The organism is Streptomyces sp. NPDC037389, from assembly GCF_040636475.1.
GTDB classification, from domain to species: domain Bacteria; phylum Actinomycetota; class Actinomycetes; order Streptomycetales; family Streptomycetaceae; genus Streptomyces; species Streptomyces hesseae.
This window is the reverse complement of sequence record NZ_JBEZUS010000014.1, coordinates 76,319-93,090: the sequence shown is the minus strand read 5'-3', so window position 1 is coordinate 93,090 and position 16,772 is coordinate 76,319. Positions and strand designations below refer to the sequence as shown.

Below are 16,772 nucleotides of genomic sequence, written 5' to 3'. Positions count from 1 at the left end.
TCGACGCAAGAACTGTCGACGCAAGAACTGTCGGCGTCAGAACTGCCGGCGTCAGAACTGCCGGCCCGCCTTGGTCAGCGGACGAACTTCCAGGTGATGCCGTTGATTACGCCCTTGTCGAGCGGCGCCAGCTTCTGGAAGACCGGCTGGCTGAGGTCTATGTGGTTCCGGTCGCACGAGGGGCACTTGTCCTTGACCGGTACTCTGATGGTTTTGCCGTTGTAGGTCACCTCCACCGATATGCCCTTGCAGAGCGGGTCGTTGTTCGGGTTGCCGGACGTCCACCACGCGGCCGAGACCGCGACCAGGTTCTGGGAGGTCGCGTCGATGGGCGTTCCGCAGGCGCCGTAGCCCTTGTCGGTGTAGTAGGTCATCTTTCCCGTCATGGACCGGCCGATCGGGACGTCCGCCGCCGCCGGTCCGGCGCTGAGTGCGATACCGGTGGCCGCGGCCGCCAGGACAGTGGCCGCGTAGCGCGCACGCTTGAAGTCACGCATGAATCTCTCCTCGATTTCAAGGGCCATTCGGGCAGACTTCTCACCCGGGGAGGCATCGGTGGCGGCTCGTCGCCGCGCAAAGCACGAAACACGAAGCACGAAGCCGTGGGACAGCGGCATTTCATCGGCACGCGCCCGGCTTCCGGCCTATGGATGCCATGCTCCTCAAGGCCCTCGCAACCCCCGGCCGCCGCAATTGTCCTGAAGTCATTGGTGAATGCGGTGAGTTAGGCCGGTGGCGGTGCGTGCTGTTGACAGCCAAACTCGCGTGGTTATTCACTTCGCGATGGTGAGAGATCCCCGCAGTCCACTGCGGTCCTGATTCACCGTCAGCGATTCGCTCAAACCCCCCACGAGGAGCCATCGTGAGAAGAAACCGCGTCGCGGCCCTGTTGCTGGGCTTACTGGCCCTGGTCGGCATGGCAGTCCTCGCACCCGTCACCACGGCGAGCGCCGCCGGTCCCTGCGACAACGCGCAGAGCTGGACCGCGGGCACGTGGTACACGACGGGCACGGTCGTCCGGTACACCGACGGGCGGTACTACATCGCCGAGCACGACAACCCCGGATACGACCCGCTCATCAGCACCTGGTACTGGGACCCGTACACCTGTCAGGGAGGCGGCGATCCCGGCGCCTTCCCGGTGAGCGAGGGCCAGTTCAACCAGATGTTCCCGAGGCGGAACTCCTTCTACACCTACAACGGGCTCGTCGCCGCGCTGAGCGCGTACCCCGGCTTCGCCAAGACCGGCAGCAAGGAGGTCAGGCAGCAGGAGGCCGCCGCCTTCCTCGCCAACGTCGACCACGAGACCGGCGGGCTGGTCTACGTCGTCGAGCAGAACACCGCCAACTATCCTCACTATTGCGACCGCGGCCAGCCCTATGGCTGCCCGGCCGGCCAGAGCGCCTACTATGGCCGTGGCCCGCTCCAGCTCAGCTGGAACTTCAACTACAAGGCGGCGGGTGACGCCCTCGGCATCAACCTGCTGAACAATCCCTCGCTCGTCCAGACCGACGCGGCCGTCTCCTGGAAGACCGCGCTGTGGTACTGGAACACCCAGCGCGGCCCCGGCACCATGACGCCGCACGACGCCATGGTCAACAGCCGTGGGTTCGGGGAGACGATCCGCAGCATCAACGGGTCCCTGGAATGCAATGGCGGCAACCCCGGCCAGGTCCAGAGCCGGGTGTCGAGCTATCAGCGATTCGCCTCGCTCCTCGGCGTGGCACCGGGTGGCAACCTCTACTGCTGACGCGGGGGCGGCAGGTCCGGCGGGCGGCAACGTTCAAGTTGCCGCCCGCTTTTCCGCTGTGGGCATCCGCTCCACTTCCAGGGGCTCGATATTCGCCGACCGCATCAACTGCTGCGTTGGGAGACGAGAATTCTCTTGTGTCGTCACACCATCAGGTCGCTCAGATTTCCTTGACGAAGACGATGGCGTCGATCCGATCGGTAGTGCCGGGTCGAGGGGGAAGTAGGTGTGGTCGGCCGGGGCACGGGGTGTCGGCTTCCGGTCGAGGGCCGCGGTAAGGCGGTCGGGGGCGATGACGGCGCGGGCGTGGGGAAGGGGCGACAGGAGCCCTTCGGGGGTGTCGGGGTGGGGGACGTCGGAGCCGCGGGTGCCGAAGGTGGAGCCGGGTGTGACGTTCATCGGGCCGCTGGCGGACAGGCTCGGCATCCGGCCGGCGACCTTACGCGAATGGGAGCGGGCCGGGCTGATCGTGCCCCGGCGCGACCCGCGCACCGGCTATCGCGTCTATACGGTTGCCGACGTGCGCGACGTGCTGCCGGCCCACCCGTCGCGGTGGGGCGGGCACGGGTTGGGGCAGATCGCGCGGGTGCTGGGGCAGGTCCGGGCGGCGGGCGGACCGGAGCCGCTGCGGGCGACGCTGCGGGAGTGGCGCGACCGGCTGACGGCAGGGGGCCTGGCGATGCCGGCGGGCGCGGCAGCGCTCGACGGCTGTCTCGGCACCTGCCCGGGGCGGCGTAGCGCCGGCGGCGGATGGGGTGCCCTCCCGGAGACAGATGGGCACCCCACGGTGTCCACGCGCGGTCAGCGCAGTCCGAGTGCGGTGGTGACGGTGGTGAACAGCTCGGTCTGGTCGGTGACTCCCTGGACGCGGTCCGCGTACGGGCCCCGGGCCGAGATGCCCACCTGGGTGCCGGTGTGCTCCTGGCCGTCCGCGGGGGTGTCGGTGGTGGAGTAGCCGACCTTGATCTTGCTGCCCTCGTCGGTGACGAGGGTGGCCGACAGCCCGGGCGGGTTGGTGTCGACGGGGAGGATCTGGGTGCTGTGGCCGTGGTCGGCGGTGGCGATCACCAGCGTGTCCGGGTGGCGGGCGGCGTAGTCCTGGGCCACCTTGACGGCGCGGTCGAACGCGGCGGTCTCCCCGATCTGTCCGCAGGGGTCCGCCTCGTGGGCCTGCTTGTCGATGGAGGCGCCCTCGACCTGGAGGAAGAAGCCCTTGTCCGGCCCGGTCCCGGCCTTCGCCTTGGCTTCCAGCAGCCCGATCGCCTTGGTGGCCAGCTCCGCCAGGGCCGGGGTGCCGGCCGGGCGGGCGGGGTTGCTGACACAGCGCTGCGGCGGGGTGCCGCCGGCGGCCGCGGGCCTGCCGCTCCACTCCACCGGGAGCGAATCCGGCGAGAACAGGCCGAGCAGCGGGCGGTCCGGCCCGGCGTCCCGCAGTCCGCGGGCGTCGGTGACGACGCGGTAGCCCTCCTTCTCCGCCTGCCGCGTCACGGTCAGCCCCTGGTACGGGCCTTCGGTGATCTTCTGGTCGAAGCGCTGCCGGCCACCGCCGAGGAGTACATCCGGGCGCAGCCGTACGGACTGTTCGGCGATCGAGCCGGGTCCACCGCGGCCGATGGTGTCGCGCGGGCAGCCGGCCATGTCGGCCGGTCCCTGGCAGTCGCGTCCGGTGACGTGGGCTGCCATCGCGGCGGGGGTGGCGCCGGTGAGCTCGTCGGTGGTGACCGATCCGGTGGCCAGGCCCTTGCGGCGGGCGAGTTCGAGGACGGTGGGCACGGCGACGTCGGTGTCCGGTGTCTTGGAGACGCGGCCGTTGACGGTCTTGCGGCCGGTGGACCAGCCGCTGGCGCTCGCCGCCGAGTCGGTGACGTAGTCGGGGCGGCCCTTGCCGTCGACGGAGTACGTGGTGTACTTGCCCGTCACGGGGAAGCGGTCGAGGGCGAGGCGGCCACCGGCGCCGACGGTGTAGTCGCGGGCCAGGGTGACTTCCTGGTCGCCCATGCCGTCGCCGATGAGCAGGATGACGTTCCTGGCCTTGCGGGGGCCGTGGTCCGTGCTCTCCCCGCCCGTCGGCGCGGCCGCCGTGGGCAGGGCGGCGCCTACGACGATGAGTGCGGCGGCGCCCCACGCGACGCGTCCACGGCGGGCGCGGCGGGGGGCTGGTTTGCTGTGGGAGGTGCGGAAGAGCCGTAAGGGGGTGGCTGCGTTCAATGTGCTGACCTCCGAGTTCACGGGACCGTGGGAGCTGGAGCGGGCGTTCGGCCCGGCTGAAGACCATTCGGGCACAGGACCTGTACGAGCGGCCCGAACGGGCGTTTCCCGTACGGCATGTTGTCGTAGCCGCCCCGCCGGGTAGGTCACGATGGTGACCATGAACGTGGGCTTACGCAACCGCTCCTCCGGCCACGAGTGGACCCCGGTCACCGACGGCGGCCCGGGGGCCGTCGTCCACCGCCTGTCGGGCCCCTCGGCCCTGTACGCCAAGGTCGCGCCCGTCCGGGACGCCGCCGAGGAGTGGCCGCGCGAGCGGCGCCGGCACGTCGCCGAGGTCATGGCCGACGTGGCCCTGATGCCGCATGAACTCCCCGCGGCCGAGCGCCCCTTCGGCCAGTCACCGGCCGTGACGGTCCCGCAGGCGGAGTGGAACCTCGCGGGCGGCCCGGTGGACCTGGCCGACCTGGCTGACCTGGAGGAGGAGCGGCTCGGCCGGGCGGCTGCGGGAGGCGCCGGCCCGTACGCGTCCGGCGAAGGAGGAATTCGTCGTCTGCCACGGCGACCTGTGCCCCAACAACGTAGTGCTCGACTTCCTCTGACGGTGTCGCGGGCGAGGGGCCCGTCAGCCGAGCCAGACGATGTCGATGACGTGCAGTCGCGCGGCCGAGCGGTTGATCCAGTAGACGACGGTGAGGTGCCCGATCGCGGCGGAGCGGACGTCCTCACCCTCGGGGTCCCGGCGGTCGAAGGCCGGGAAGGACCAGGGGTCGCGGGAAGCGATGTCCAGCACGTCGCGGAGGGTCTCGCGCACGTGCTCCGGAAGGGCGTTCAGCACGCCCAGGGCCTTCGGCGACAGCCGCGCCGGCCAGGCCGCTTCGCTCACGGGCGGGTCCCGAGCGCGTCCTCCGACGCGACGCCGTCGGAGTCGTCCATGCCGGCGGCGAGGAACGCGTCGACGGCCGGGGTGACGGCCAAGCGCGCCTGCCACGCGCGCACGACGTCGTGGACCGGCGTGAGGCTGTAGCTGTAGCGGGCGTCCTCCAGGGCCTTCGCCCAGTCCCGTTCGAAGGCCGGTTCCCATCGCTCGGCACGACGGTCGGCACGGATGCTCGCGAGCAGCCGCGCGGCCGCGGCCGGGGCGGGGACGGGCGATGGAAGAGGCGGCGGGAGAGGCGGTGGGGCGGGCGCGTCGCCGGGCCGGGCGCTCATGGGGTCCTCCATGCGAGTCTCAACGCCACAGTAGCCGCCGGGGATACGACAGGCGGTACGGGAGCGGTGCACTTCGGCCATTCCCCCCTCCCTCCCTCCCTCCCCGCGCCCGGTGTCAGGCGGCGTGGTCCGCGAAAGGGCCGTCGGTGGTGAAGGCCAGCCCGGCGAAGCGTTCGCCGATGAGGCGGTGGGTGGCGGCGTCCGGGTGGAGCCGGTCGGGCAGGGGCGACTCGGTGGAGTCGGCCTCGCCGTAGAGGTCACGGCCGTCGAGGTGGTGGAGGTTCGGGTCCTCGGCCGCCCGCTGCCGCACGATGCGGGCCAGTTCGTCGCGGATGACGGTGAGGGTCAGTTTCCCGCTCGCGCGCTCCGCGGGGTCGCCGGTGGCCCGGAAGAGCAGTTGCCCGCTGCTCAGGGCGGCGAGGTCCGGGGCGCTGGGGCCGGGGGTGTCCTCGTGGATGGGGCACAGGATGGGCGAGACGACCAGCAGCGGCGTGGTGGGGTGACCCTCGCGGATGGTGTCGAGGAAGCCGTGGACGGCCGGGGTGAAGGCGCGCAGACGCATCAGGTCGACGTTGACCAGGTTGATGCCGAGCTTGAGGCTGATCAGGTCCGCGGGGGTGTCGCGCAGGGCGCGGGCGGTGAACGGATCGAGCAGGGCGCTGCCGCCCAGGCCCAGGTTGATCAGTTCCACACCACCGAGGGAGGCGGCGAGCGCGGGCCAGGTGGTGCTGGGGCTCGCGGCGTCGGAGCCGTGGCTGATCGAACTGCCGTGATGCAGCCATACCCTGCGGCCATGGTCCGGCGCGGGCTCGACAGGGGCGTCGGTGCGCAGGGCGACGAGTTCGGTGGTCTCGTTGTGCGGCAGCCAGATCTCGACGTTCTTGACGCCGTCGGGCAGGCCGGTGAAACGGACGGTGCCGGCCGGGCCGGGCCGGTGCTCGGCGGTCCCGGTGGCCATGTCGATGGTCAGGGTGTTCCCGCCGGCCACATGGGCCCGGCCGGCCAGGCGGCCGTCGACGAGCAGGTCGTACACACCGTCAGGGCGCGGCGGAGCGCCCACGTAGACGCGCTTGGTGGGCAGCGTGTCGAGTTCGACGGCGGTGGCCCGGGTCCGGAAGACCAGGCGTACGCCGGAGGGCTGGGACTCCGCCATGGCGAGCTGCCCGTCGTCGCACTGGGCGCGGGCCCGGTCGGGCAGCCGGTGCGGCAGCACGCCGTGGGTGGTGTGTTCCAGGTCGAGGGCGCCGCGGAGGAGGTCCGCGGTGATGGGCGTGGTGATCCAGTCGTGCTCGGTGGTGTGCATGCTCTCAGCCTGTCGGTCGGCGTTTTCGGGTTGCCCGGGGAGGACGGTGCCGCGCCCGGCATGCGATGCGGCGGCCTCCGGCGCGTAGCGGGCCGTGGCCGGCGTAGTCGCGTACGGGGCCGTGGCCGGCGTGGTCAGGGGGTGGGCCGCGAGCGCAGCAGGGCGTCGAGGGCGTCCAGGGTCCACGACCAGGACTCCTGCGAGTCGGGGGCGCTGTGGCTGAATCCGCCGCTCGCCTCCAGGCTGACGTAGCCGTGGAAGACGCTGCCCAGCAGCCGTACCGCGTGGGTCTGGTCCGGCTCCGTCAGGTCGTAGCCGCGCAGGATCGCCCGCATCATCCGTGCGTGCCGGACGCCGGCGCTCGCGGCCGCCGTCTCGGGGTCCAGCCTGAGCCGGGCCGCGGTGTAGCGACCGGGGTGCTCACGGGCGTAGTCGCGGTAGACGTCGGCGAACGCGGTCAGCGCGTCCTTGCCGGCCCGTCCGGCCAGGGCGTCGGCGGCCCGGTCGGCGAGTTCCTCCAGGGCGAGCAGGGCGATCCTGGTCTTGAGGTCCTGGGAGTTCTTCAGGTGCGAGTAGAGGCTCGCGACCTTGACGTCGAACCGCCTGGCGAGCGCCGAGACGGTCACCTCGTCGAAGCCGACCTCGTCGGCCAGTTCCGCTCCCGCCTGGACCAGGCGTTCCGTAGTCAGTCCCGCGCGTGCCATAGCCATCCTCCCGTTCGGCTGAATCCATTATGCAACTACCTAAAGGCTTTAGGCAAACGGGATGGGGGCATATACGCGTGATGGTGGGCGCCGGGCCGCGTCAGCGACCGTCCACGCCCACCATCCGGTGCGACACTCCTCAGACCAGCTCGGGCTGCGGCTCCGGCTGTCGTACCGGCGCGGCCTTCGGCTCCCACAGTCTGGTGGTCCGTACATAGCCGTAGATCACCGAGACCATCGCCAGAATGATCAGCGGTCCGAACACCCACGGATGTGCGGCCATCCGCACCGGCAGATAGCGGTACGACACCAGGAGCGCGGCGAAGACCGTCGCACCGTAGGCGGCCAGCTGGATTCCCGACCGGTCCCAGCCTCGTTCGAGCGAGCGCAGAGCCGCCTCGATCGTGAGCGTGAACACCACACCGGCGACGATGTCCGTGCCGTAGTGGTAGCCGAAGCCCAGCGTCGCGCCGAGCGTGGCGATCAGCCAGAACGCGCCGAAGAACCGCAGAATTCGCGGGCCCTTGCGGGAATGAATGAATATCGCCGTGGCCCACGCCGTGTGGAGGCTGGGCATGCAGTTGCGTGGGGTGATCTCGTTGAACGGCATGTGGTGCGGCGCATTGGTCGGCAGCGCGTCCGGCCACAGGTCGGCCACCGCCCAGTGCCCGCCGTCGGCACCGTAGGCGAAGATCGGCCCGACCACCGGAAAGATCATGTAGATGCCCGGGCCGAGGAGGCCGATCACCAGGAAGGTGCGCACCAGGTGGTGGCTCGGGAAGCGGCGCTCGGCCGCCACATTGCGCAGCTGGTACAGCGTGACGACGACCGCGGCCACCGCGAGCTGGATGTAGACGTAGTCGAGAACGTGGTCGCCGATCGGACCCGCGGCCCTGACGATCCGGCCCGCCAGCCACGAGGGGTCGCCCAGCGCGTGGTCCGCGGTCGCCAGGTACTGGTCGAGCACCGTCGGGCGGGTCTTCGACGTGATGAGCAGCCAGGCATCGCCGGTCTTGCGGCCGGCGACCAGCAGCAGGCCCAGCCCGACGCCCTTCAGCAGCAGGACGCGTTCCCGGCCGGTGCGGCGCGTGACGGCGATGACCGCGTAGCCCAGCATCACCCACAACGCGCCGTTGCCGAACATCATCTTGACGTCGAGCACCCACCGCACCAGAAAGAAGACGACGTCGATGCCGACGGCGATACCGGCCGCGATCAGCCGTTCCCGCCAGGTGAGCACCACCATCATCAGCGCCATGCTGGCGTACAACAGCGGCCCCGACTTGGGGGCGAGTATCACTTCTTTCGCCTGATTGGTGATCGGCCCCGGCATGCCGTAGTGGCGCGCGGCGATCTCCAGCGCGACAAGGAATCCAAGGGCCACCACACCCGCCACGGCCCACAGTATTACTCGTGGTTGACGCCACGCGGCGGACGCGATTCTGCGATTTATTATAGATATCAATTGTCCGGCCGATTTGTTAGATATTGGGTAAATAGATTGCTTGTCGCGCTGGATGACATAATTTCTGGCGAAACAGGGACGTTGAGGGCGATCATCTTGCGATCGAACATGCTATCGGAGCGGCCGGAGGGCGGGCCTCGCCGGTCGCGGATGGCGTGGTACGAAGGCCGGTTGACCCCGCGTCCGATGCCCGGGCGGCGGCTCAGCCCGTGGACAGGTGCTTGACCATGACACGTTCCCTGCGGCCGTCGGGCGGCAAGGCGCCGAGCGAGCCGGCGTCGCGCAGGCCGTGACGGCGGTAGAGCGCGAGCGCGTGCTCGTTGCCGGGCATGACGGCGAGCCGAAGGCGTTCCGCGCCCCGGCCGATCGCCCACCGCTCCACCGCCCCCATCAGACGGTCCCCCACGCCATGGCCCCGCGCGGCGGCGGCAACCCACAAGGAGATCAACTCGACCGTTCCGGCATGCGGGCCGGGGACACCGCTGACCATGCCGACGGGGTGCCCGTCGAGAACGGCGACGAGGTTGATCGAGCCCGGAAGGTCCAGCCGCGCACGCCAGCGCTCCGCCCGGTCACCGTCCCCCTGCCAGTCGGCCAACCGCGAACCGAACGCGCCCGGCGACTCCGCGAGCGCGGCGAGCCGCAACTCCCGCCACAACGGCCAGTCGTCCGGACGCAGCACCCTGATCTCCATCACAGGGGACAGAGTGTCCGGTCCCATCACGTCACGACAAACAGAAGAACGGTCCGGACCGGAAACCAGCCACTCGGCCCGTTCCTCGGCAAGCCGCGCCACCTCGGCCACCGGCAGGCCGCCGGTGTCGAAGCGACTGATCCACCGGCCTGCTGTTCTTGGCCGACCGCTCCGTCCGGGAGAAGACTGGGATCATGACGACAACACTGATCACCGGAGCGAACAAGGGGCTCGGCTACGAGACCGCCCGCCGTCTCGTAGCGGCGGGCCACACGGTCTACGTCGGCAGCCGGGATGCCGAGCGTGGCCGTCGGGCGGCCGAGCGGCTGGGGGCACGGACGGTCGTCCTGGACGTCACGGACGACGCCTCCGTCGCCGCCGCGGCGAAGACGATCGAGGCCGACGGCGGGCTGGACGTGCTGATCAACAACGCCGGCATCGAGGAGCGGACGCCGGACGGGGGTGTGGCCGGCCCGGCGGAAGTCACCGCGGAGATGATGCGACGGGTCTTCGATACAAATGTCTACGGCGTCGTGCGTGTCACCCATGCGTTCCTGCCGCTGCTCCAGCGGTCCGCCGCGCCGGTCGTGGTCAACGTGAGCAGCGGCCTGGCCTCGCTGACCCGCGCCGCCGACCCGGACGCGCCGGGCTTCGGCTACCCCGGCGTCGCCTATCCGGCCTCGAAGGTCGCGGTCAACATGATCACCGTGCAGTACGCGAAGGCCTTCCCGGACATGCGCGTGAACGCGGTGGAGCCCGGCTACACGGCCACGGACCTGAACCGGCACGCGGGCACACAGACCGTCGAGGAAGGTGCCGAGATCATCGTCCGCATGGCGCGGCTGGGGCCCGACGGGCCCACCGGCGGGTACTTCGACGTCGAGGGCCCGATGCCCTGGTGAGTCCGGGGCGGGCGGCCGTCCGCCCCGATGCGTGCCGGGCGTCACCGCCGCCGCGAGCGCGGGCCTGGGCGGTGACGCCCGCGTGCTCACCGCTCCCAGGGCCAGCGGGCGGCGCGGCCGTCCTCCAGCAGCGGCACCATGCGGAAGGCCGCGTCGGTGAGGCCGCCGAAGGTGTGCCGGTTCGCGGACCCGGACGGGCCGTGGCCGGACCGGTAACCGGCGAGGTTCCACGTGTAGACCGGGATGTGGGCCGGGACCTGCTCGGTCGGGTCGCCCGCGTAGTGGTACGAGGCCTGTTCGTCGGTGACGATCAGGACCCGGTCCTGGCCGCGGTAGTGCCGGCGCACGGCCTCCGTGGTGTCGGTACCGCCCAGGCTGCCGAAGCGTTCCAGAACCTTGAGGACCGACTCGCCCTTGCGATGGGTCACGGGCGCGCTGGTCGTGCCGAACTCGACGAGGTCGGCGTGCGCGGCCCGCATCGCCACCGCCGTCCCGAAGATGGCCGCGGCGTCCGCGCGGTTGAGCTGCGACCGGTCGGACAGCGGCGACCACATGGAGCCGGAGCGGTCGACCAGGATCAGGGTCCGGCCCGGGAGCGTCGGCACGTTCGCCAGCGAGTGGCCAAGGGCCTGCTCCAGCGGGTAGGCCCAGCGCAGCGAGGGGGCGTGCTGGTACGCGGCCAGGTACCGGAAGGGGAACTGCCGCGACCGGGCGACCTCCCGCGGGTCGGCGATCCGGGCGGCCACCCGCTGCGCGACATCGTCGGAGACACCGGCCTCGTCGAAGTTCCGCAGGTTGCGGACGAGGGCCATGGTGCCCATGGAGGGTATGACGGCCTCCCACGCCACCGCGTCCATCGGCCCCTGGAGCCAGCCCGCCAGGGCCTCCCAGGTCATACCCGCGTCGGCGAGCCGCTCGGCGCCGCCGGGGCCTGTGATCAGGGCACGGCGTTCCGCGACGGGCACGGCCATCAGCGCCTGGTGCGCGGTGAGGGTGCGGTCGGAGTCGGGCAGCCGGGCGCCGTCCGGGTTGTGGCGGCGGTCGAGCGCGTACCGGAACAGCTCGCCCTGCCGGGGCTTGTCGGGGTCGGGCGTGGGGTGGACGAGGTTGAGGACGTCGCCGAAGCGGTAGCCCTTGGAGGCGGTGTCGTACTTCAGGAGGTTGCGGCTGGTGTAGAGGCGTCGCACGGCGTCGCCGATGCCGCGCTTGACGGGCTTGGGTACGTTCCGCCCGTACGTGGAGGTCCAGTAGGCCAGCATCTCGCCGGGTTCGTCGGCGCGGCGCAGCACGGAGTCGATGACCTGACGGTTCGTGGGGCCGTCCGTGGCTCCGGCGTCGAGCCGGGCCTTGACGTACTCGGCGGCGCCGACGAGGGAGGCGGTGCGCATCCGGCCGTCGCCGCGCAGCCATCCCAGGAGGCCGGCGGTCCACGCGGCGTCCTCGACGGCGAGCTTGCGCACGAGCGCGGCGAACCGGTCGTCGCGATCGGTGCTCTTCTCGTGATGGGTCTGCTGGGAGACGAAGTTGGCGACCGCGAGCAGGAACAGCTCGGAGCGGTCGTCGCGCGCGTACCCCTTGCCGCCGAGGTGGGTGCGGGTGCGCCCGGTCGTGGTCACGGGCGAGGCCGGGCGGGCCGGGTTGGGCGCGCGGGTGTTGAAACGTGCCATGTGAATTCCCCCGAATTCTTCCGGGGAAGCGCGGCGGGAGGGCGTCCGAGATCATAAGGGTCGGCGACGGTACAAGACAGCTGCTCTTCCTGACTGAGCTACACCAGCCCGAAGCTGGGACGGGATTCGAACCCGCGGCCCGCTGTTCCCGGAAGTAACCGTCACCTGCGCACCGGACGCCCCGGTGCCACGCCTCCCGAGTTCAAAGTGGCCACGGCATGGGATTCGATCACAACGAAGTAGCCGTGGCCCGCGCACCGGGAGGTGCGTGAAAGCCTGGAGTCCAGAGATCGAGGCGGCGGAACCGACAAGGTGCTCTGCCAACTGAGCTACGCCGGCCTGTGTGCCGGCGACGGGACTCGAACCCGCGACCGCCCGATTATGAGTCGAAGTAGGTCCCGCCTTCGCACCTGGACATCGCTCACTGTAGGGGTACGGGCGCCCGGGCCGCCAAGGTTTTTCCGGGCCGCCAAGGGTTTTCTGATCGCGGGTGGCTGCCCGCTCCGGGCGTCAGCAGGGCTTGCGGGCCTCGATGAGGAACCGCGCGGTGTGGGCCACGAACGGGCCCTCGCTCTCGATGCGGTCGTGCAGCTCGCGCAGGCGGTCCCGGTACCGGTCGACAGTGAAGTCCGGGACCATCCAGATCACCTTGCGGAGAAAGTAGACGACCGCGCCGACGTCGAGGAACTCGGTGCGCAGGGATTCCGCGCGGACGTCGACGATCTCCAGCCCGGCGGCCTCCGCAGCGCGGCGGGCGTCGTCGGGGTGACGCTTGCGGCGCACCTCCTCCGGCTGCGGGCCCAGGAAGTACTCGACCAGCTCGAAGACGCTCGCGGGACCGACCTGCTGGGAGAAGTACGTGCCCTCGGGCCGGAGCACCCGGGCGATCTCCTCCCACCACACCGTCACCGGGTGCCGGCTGACCACCAGGTCGAATGCCTCGTCGGCGAACGGCAGCGGCGGCTCGTCCTCGTCATGGACGACGGCCGCGCCGAGGGGGTGGAGCAGCCGGGCGGCCTTGGCGACGTTCGGCGGCCAGGACTCCGTGGCCACCACCAGCGGCGGTAGCTTCGGCACCCCGGCGAGCACCTCTCCCCCGCCGGTCTGGATGTCCAGCGCCGCCGCGGCATGCGCCATGCGCTCGCCCATCATGCGCTGATATCCCCATGACGGGCGCTTCTCGGCGGCCCGGCCGTCCAGCCAGGAGAAGTCCCAGCCCGCCACCGGGACCGTTTCGGCCTCCGCCACCAACTCTTCGAATGCTCGTCCCATGCCTGGATCTTTCCAGTTCGTCCCGGAAATCGGCGACCTGATTGTCCGGCACGCCCCGGCCGGGGTGTCAGTGTCGGTGCTGTCGGTGTCGGTGCTGTCGGTGTCGGTGTCGTCACCGCCTCTGTACTGTCCGGGCGCGTCGTCCCGGGGCCGGGAAAGCGGATTGCCCGGCTCGATCCCGTATGCGTACCGTCGCCGTCCATGACCCCGACTCCGCGCACCGCGCGTCTGCTCCTGGAACCCTACGTACCGGAAGACGAAGAGGGCTTCGTCGCCCTGTTCCAGGACACGAGGGTGTCCCAGTGGATGGGCGATGGCCCGGCTTCCGAAACGGACAACCGGGCGTTGTTCGGGCGGATCTTCACCAAGGTCTACGCCCGGGAGCTGTTCGACGTCTGGGCCGTGCGCCGGGACGGGGTCCTGATCGGGCATGCCGAGATCAAACACTCTCGGGCTGGCCGAGGTGCACGCCACCGTGGCCGAGCAGAACCAGGCTTCGCCGACCCTGCTGGGCAGGATCGGTTTCGCTCACGTCCGGGACATCGAAGAGGACGACGGCACTGTCACCCAGGTGTTGACCCGCCGTCGTACCACCACGACCGTTCGCTCCCCCGAGTTGTCGCCGGTGCGCTCGCCGGAGTGAGCGGACCGGCCTCCGCGTCCGGCCGGAAGCCGTCGCGTGACAACCTCGCCCCCTTCCCCACGCCGCGTGAGGTTCGAGCCCGCCCGCGCGGGTCGCCTTCGGGATCCCGCCCCCGCGCGCCCGTTCCGGTGGGTCGCGTTCCGGGCCCACCATCAGGGCAGATGTCCAAGGAAAGAGGTAACCCCATGAAGTCGAGGACCTTCCGCCTCGCACCGGCGGTGGCAGCCGCCACCGCGGTGCTGTTGCTGGCCGGTACGGCGGGGGCGGCCGTCGCGGCCCCGTCGGATGAGTCCCCGAGCGCGACCAGCAGCGCCACGAGCCAGCAGCCGGTCGACCCGGAGAAGGAACACTGGGACAAGCACGGCCCGTACTCCGACGAGCAGTCCTGCCGCAAGGCCGGCAAGGACGGTGTGGACCACGGCAACTGGCACGAATACCAGTGCAAGAAGGTATATAACGAAGAAAAATATCGCTACTACTGGTGGCTTTACACCCACTGACCTGCGCGAACGCTTCCAAAGAAGCCTCTGAACTGGGCAGATCCCGTTTCAGGGAGTTTCACAGCGTCCCGCATTTTGCTGGCTCGCACCCCCCAAATTCTCCCCGAGCTCCCCGGATTCTCCCCAGAAACTCCCCAGCGACCTGGACCCCGAACCGCCCCCGCCGGCAGCGCCCGACGGGGGCGGTTCGATGCTCTGGGAAGCCCTCGGGGACAGGCGATCTCGGTGGTACGGTGCGGGCATCAGGTTGCTTCGTACCAGAAACGAAGCGACCCCCGGAGGTGCGTCAACACCGGCCCGGGGGTCTACACCACGAGGAGTAGGAGCTCCCCGGGATGCTTAGGCATGCTATCGCGCCTGCGCGCTTCTATTCGCAGGTGCCCAACGAGATCATTCGTCACCCCCGCCTGTCCTCGGACGCGGTCCGGCTGCTGACGTGGGCGCTGTCCCTGCCGGAAGAGGCGCTGGAACCGCTGTCGCGGACTGCCCAGCGGGCTTCCATCGGGAAGTCGGCGTTCACCCGGGCCAAGCGCGAGCTGGTGGCCGAAGGGTTCGTTCACGAGTGGCGGCGGCAGGCCGACGGGGGCCGTTGGGTCACGGATCAGATGATCAGCAATGTGCCGCTGACGGTGACCGAGGCCGAGGCGGCCCGGGACGGGCGACCGAGCGTCCAGTCTCCGGCCACCGGTGAGCCGAACCGCCCGGCCGTCGGCCGTTCCCCTAAGAAGACTCGCCGGAACAACTACAACCCTCCCACCCCCGTCCCCGCCCCTGCGGACGAGCCGGAGGCCATGGCTGACGAGACGCCTGCGGCCGCAGAGCGGGAGGGGGAAGACCCTTCCGCCAGCAAGCAGAGCCCGGTGTGCATGGTGCCGCCGCCGCTGGTGGAGCGCGGCGGGCTCGCCCTCGCCGCCATCGCTCACGCCGAACCGCGCCTTCGGCTCTCCGGCCGGGACGTGGCAGGACTGGCGATCCTGGCCGGTGAGTGGTTCCAGCGGGGCGGAGGCATGCCGGACCTCCGGGAGGCGCTGATCTCAGGCCTGCCCGAGGTCGTGCACAGCCCGGGTGCGCTGGTGCGCAACCGGCTGACGCGGAAGATGCCGACCGTGCCGACGTTCGCCGAGCAGCGCGAGGCCGACCGCCACGCGACTGCGGGGCCGCGCGTGGGCGAGATGCGGGAGTGCACCGGGGACCACGTACAGCCCCGACTGTTCCGGCCGGTGGACGGCGAGACGCTGTGCCTGGCATGCCGGTCCGATGCCGAAGCCGGTGTTGCGGCCGCCATCGATGCCGCCGTGCGCGGTGGCGCGGCCGTCCGCGAGCTGCTGCACACCCGCCAGGCAGGGGTGGCGGCGTGAGCTACTACCACCCTTTGGAGTGCTGGGACTGTGGCGACACGGCCGGACCGTTCGTCCGCCTCGGTGGACAGCTCCTGTGTGAGACGTGCGATGACGCGGGAAAGGCGATCCTGGACGAGCTGCGGGCGCGGGCGGCGGAGGCGGGGCAGTGACCGAAGACCGGATGCCCTGGTACGTGTGGCTCGTCCTGGCCGGCGCCCTCGCCATGTCCGCGCCGGGCGAATACGACCTCGCCGTGGTCGCGGGATGGGCTGCCACTGTGGCCTGGGGCATGCCCGTGGTCGTGTCGGTCTACGGGGCCGTGGCGGCTTACATCGCCCGGAAGGTGCCGAAGAGAACGCCCGAGCATCGGTCGGCGGTGACCGGCGCGCTCGCGGCCCTCGCGCTGGCGCTCGCCTTCCAGGTGACCGCGCACCTGATGGCCGCCGGGTACGTGCACGAGTCGCCTTGGCTGGTGGCCGCCGTGTCGGCGACGCCGCCGGTGGTGGTCGCGCACCTGATGCACATGCCGCGAGCGGCGGCCAAGGCCGCTCGCCGGTCGGCCGCCGTGACCAGGACGGAACCTGTGGCCGTCACCGCCGCTGCGGCCAGTGACCTCCCGGCCGAAGCGACCTCCCGGCCGGAACGCGTGGCCGAGGAGTCCGCTCCTGTGGCGGACGTGGCGGTCATGGCCGCTCGGCCGGTCGCGGCCACGGTGCCCACGGGTCATCCTGTCGTGGCCGTGGCGGCGGTTAATGGCCGTCCGGCCGGAGTGACCGGCCGCCCCGGGACGGCGGCCGGTGTCCCGTCACCGCGATCGTCCGGCGAGGCCGCCGGAACGGCCATGGCCGGTGACGGCGAGCCGGACACGCTTCCGGGCCTTGCCCTCGTGACGGCCGGCGGTCAGACGGCTGACCGTGGCCGTCGCCGCCCGCTTGGCCGTGGCCGCGCGGTGCCGGACGTGGCCACGATCCGCGCGGCCAAGACCACCCTGGAAGGCCAGGGGCTTGCGGTCACCGGCAAGACGATGGGTGAGCACTTCGGAGTGGCCGAGCGGACAGGGCGCCGGTACTTGGAGATGACCGCCTGACCACCCGAAAGAGGGGAAAGGCGGG

16 protein-coding genes and 3 pseudogenes are annotated in these 16,772 nt (G+C 70.9%); 9 read left to right on the top strand and 10 right to left on the bottom strand.

What is annotated here, in order from left to right; translation table 11 throughout:
* Window positions 1-74 precede the first annotated feature (74 nt).
* Complete coding sequence (locus AB0E98_RS27370; protein WP_361707517.1) at window positions 75-497, bottom strand: cysteine/serine endopeptidase inhibitor; 423 nt, start codon at window positions 495-497, stop codon at window positions 75-77.
* Between the two features lie 419 nt (window positions 498-916).
* Here AB0E98_RS27370 and AB0E98_RS27365 point away from each other — a divergent pair, with 419 nt between their 5' ends.
* Both AB0E98_RS27365 and AB0E98_RS27360 read left to right on the top strand, forming a co-directional pair.
* Complete coding sequence (locus tag AB0E98_RS27365) at window positions 917-1,750, top strand: glycoside hydrolase family 19 protein (RefSeq protein ID WP_361707664.1); 834 nt, start codon at window positions 917-919, stop codon at window positions 1,748-1,750.
* A gap of 394 nt (window positions 1,751-2,144) precedes the next feature.
* Window positions 2,145-2,456 (top strand): annotated as a pseudogene (locus AB0E98_RS27360) (MerR family DNA-binding transcriptional regulator); the annotation flags it as partial.
* A gap of 95 nt (window positions 2,457-2,551) precedes the next feature.
* Here the strand turns inward: AB0E98_RS27360 and AB0E98_RS27355 are convergent.
* Window positions 2,552-3,838, bottom strand: coding sequence for an alkaline phosphatase (locus AB0E98_RS27355; RefSeq protein WP_361707662.1), 1,287 nt, complete (start codon window positions 3,836-3,838; stop codon window positions 2,552-2,554).
* Between the two features lie 578 nt (window positions 3,839-4,416).
* Here AB0E98_RS27355 and AB0E98_RS27350 point away from each other — a divergent pair.
* Window positions 4,417-4,560: pseudogene (locus AB0E98_RS27350) on the top strand (phosphotransferase); the annotation flags it as partial.
* A gap of 23 nt (window positions 4,561-4,583) precedes the next feature.
* Here AB0E98_RS27350 and AB0E98_RS27345 read toward each other — a convergent pair.
* The 6 genes from AB0E98_RS27345 to AB0E98_RS27320 all read right to left on the bottom strand — a co-directional run bounded on the left by AB0E98_RS27345 (window position 4,584) and on the right by AB0E98_RS27320 (window position 9,339).
* Complete coding sequence (locus AB0E98_RS27345) at window positions 4,584-4,844, bottom strand: hypothetical protein (protein ID WP_361707514.1); 261 nt, start codon at window positions 4,842-4,844, stop codon at window positions 4,584-4,586.
* Window positions 4,841-5,170 carry a DUF6247 family protein gene (locus tag AB0E98_RS27340; protein ID WP_361707512.1) on the bottom strand — a complete coding sequence of 110 codons (330 nt, stop codon included), beginning with the start codon at window positions 5,168-5,170 and terminating at the stop codon, window positions 4,841-4,843. The genes AB0E98_RS27345 and AB0E98_RS27340 overlap by 4 nt, the downstream gene beginning before the upstream one ends.
* A 115-nt stretch (window positions 5,171-5,285) precedes the next feature.
* Complete coding sequence (locus tag AB0E98_RS27335; RefSeq protein ID WP_361707510.1) at window positions 5,286-6,473, bottom strand: GDSL-type esterase/lipase family protein; 1,188 nt, start codon at window positions 6,471-6,473, stop codon at window positions 5,286-5,288.
* A gap of 134 nt (window positions 6,474-6,607) precedes the next feature.
* A complete protein-coding gene (locus AB0E98_RS27330) occupies window positions 6,608-7,177 on the bottom strand; it encodes a TetR/AcrR family transcriptional regulator (RefSeq protein WP_361707507.1) in 570 nt (189 codons plus the stop codon).
* A gap of 139 nt (window positions 7,178-7,316) precedes the next feature.
* Complete coding sequence (locus tag AB0E98_RS27325; RefSeq protein ID WP_361707659.1) at window positions 7,317-8,585, bottom strand: phosphatase PAP2 family protein; 1,269 nt, start codon at window positions 8,583-8,585, stop codon at window positions 7,317-7,319.
* A gap of 259 nt (window positions 8,586-8,844) precedes the next feature.
* Window positions 8,845-9,339, bottom strand: coding sequence for a GNAT family N-acetyltransferase (locus AB0E98_RS27320; protein ID WP_361707657.1), 495 nt, complete (start codon window positions 9,337-9,339; stop codon window positions 8,845-8,847).
* 191 nt (window positions 9,340-9,530) lie between these two features.
* Between AB0E98_RS27320 and AB0E98_RS27315 the strand changes: the two genes are divergently transcribed.
* On the top strand, window positions 9,531-10,238 hold the full coding sequence (locus tag AB0E98_RS27315) for an SDR family oxidoreductase (RefSeq protein ID WP_361707504.1): 708 nt from the start codon (window positions 9,531-9,533) through the stop codon (window positions 10,236-10,238).
* 86 nt (window positions 10,239-10,324) lie between these two features.
* On the opposite strand, the gene AB0E98_RS27310 is transcribed toward AB0E98_RS27315, so the two are convergent.
* On the bottom strand, window positions 10,325-11,905 hold the full coding sequence (locus AB0E98_RS27310; RefSeq protein ID WP_361707502.1) for a TROVE domain-containing protein: 1,581 nt from the start codon (window positions 11,903-11,905) through the stop codon (window positions 10,325-10,327).
* Between the two features lie 510 nt (window positions 11,906-12,415).
* Window positions 12,416-13,177 carry a class I SAM-dependent methyltransferase gene (locus tag AB0E98_RS27305; protein WP_361707500.1) on the bottom strand — a complete coding sequence of 254 codons (762 nt, stop codon included), beginning with the start codon at window positions 13,175-13,177 and terminating at the stop codon, window positions 12,416-12,418.
* A 201-nt stretch (window positions 13,178-13,378) separates the two neighbouring features.
* Between AB0E98_RS27305 and AB0E98_RS27300 the strand changes: the two are divergent.
* From AB0E98_RS27300 to AB0E98_RS27280, 5 genes and pseudogenes are all read left to right on the top strand, one after another.
* A pseudogene (locus AB0E98_RS27300) lies at window positions 13,379-13,820 on the top strand (GNAT family N-acetyltransferase).
* 185 nt (window positions 13,821-14,005) lie between these two features.
* On the top strand, window positions 14,006-14,320 hold the full coding sequence (locus tag AB0E98_RS27295) for a hypothetical protein (protein ID WP_361707497.1): 315 nt from the start codon (window positions 14,006-14,008) through the stop codon (window positions 14,318-14,320).
* A 377-nt stretch (window positions 14,321-14,697) separates the two neighbouring features.
* A complete protein-coding gene (locus AB0E98_RS27290) occupies window positions 14,698-15,678 on the top strand; it encodes a hypothetical protein (RefSeq protein ID WP_361707495.1) in 981 nt (326 codons plus the stop codon).
* The gene (locus AB0E98_RS27285) at window positions 15,675-15,830 is read left to right on the top strand and encodes a hypothetical protein (protein ID WP_361707492.1); all 156 of its coding nucleotides are present in this window, start codon (window positions 15,675-15,677) and stop codon (window positions 15,828-15,830) included. Before AB0E98_RS27290 ends, AB0E98_RS27285 begins: the two co-directional genes overlap by 4 nt.
* On the top strand, window positions 15,827-16,747 hold the full coding sequence (locus AB0E98_RS27280; RefSeq protein ID WP_361707489.1) for a hypothetical protein: 921 nt from the start codon (window positions 15,827-15,829) through the stop codon (window positions 16,745-16,747). The genes AB0E98_RS27285 and AB0E98_RS27280 overlap by 4 nt, the downstream gene beginning before the upstream one ends.
* The last annotated feature ends 25 nt before the right edge of the window (window positions 16,748-16,772 follow it).

Bases quoted from the DNA above. Each gene is read 5' to 3' on its own strand.
- AB0E98_RS27330 (WP_361707507.1), bottom strand. From the start codon at position 7,177: ATGGCACGCGCGGGACTGACTACGGAACGCCTGGTCCAGGCGGGAGCG.
- AB0E98_RS27295 (WP_361707497.1), top strand. From the start codon at position 14,006: ATGAAGTCGAGGACCTTCCGCCTCGCACCGGCGGTGGCAGCCGCCACC.
- AB0E98_RS27370 (WP_361707517.1), bottom strand. From the start codon at position 497: ATGCGTGACTTCAAGCGTGCGCGCTACGCGGCCACTGTCCTGGCGGCC.
- AB0E98_RS27335 (WP_361707510.1), bottom strand. From the start codon at position 6,473: ATGCACACCACCGAGCACGACTGGATCACCACGCCCATCACCGCGGAC.
- AB0E98_RS27315 (WP_361707504.1), top strand. From the start codon at position 9,531: ATGACGACAACACTGATCACCGGAGCGAACAAGGGGCTCGGCTACGAG.
- AB0E98_RS27310 (WP_361707502.1), bottom strand. From the start codon at position 11,905: ATGGCACGTTTCAACACCCGCGCGCCCAACCCGGCCCGCCCGGCCTCG.
- AB0E98_RS27365 (WP_361707664.1), top strand. From the start codon at position 917: ATGGCAGTCCTCGCACCCGTCACCACGGCGAGCGCCGCCGGTCCCTGC.
- AB0E98_RS27340 (WP_361707512.1), bottom strand. From the start codon at position 5,170: ATGAGCGCCCGGCCCGGCGACGCGCCCGCCCCACCGCCTCTCCCGCCG.
- AB0E98_RS27305 (WP_361707500.1), bottom strand. From the start codon at position 13,177: ATGGGACGAGCATTCGAAGAGTTGGTGGCGGAGGCCGAAACGGTCCCG.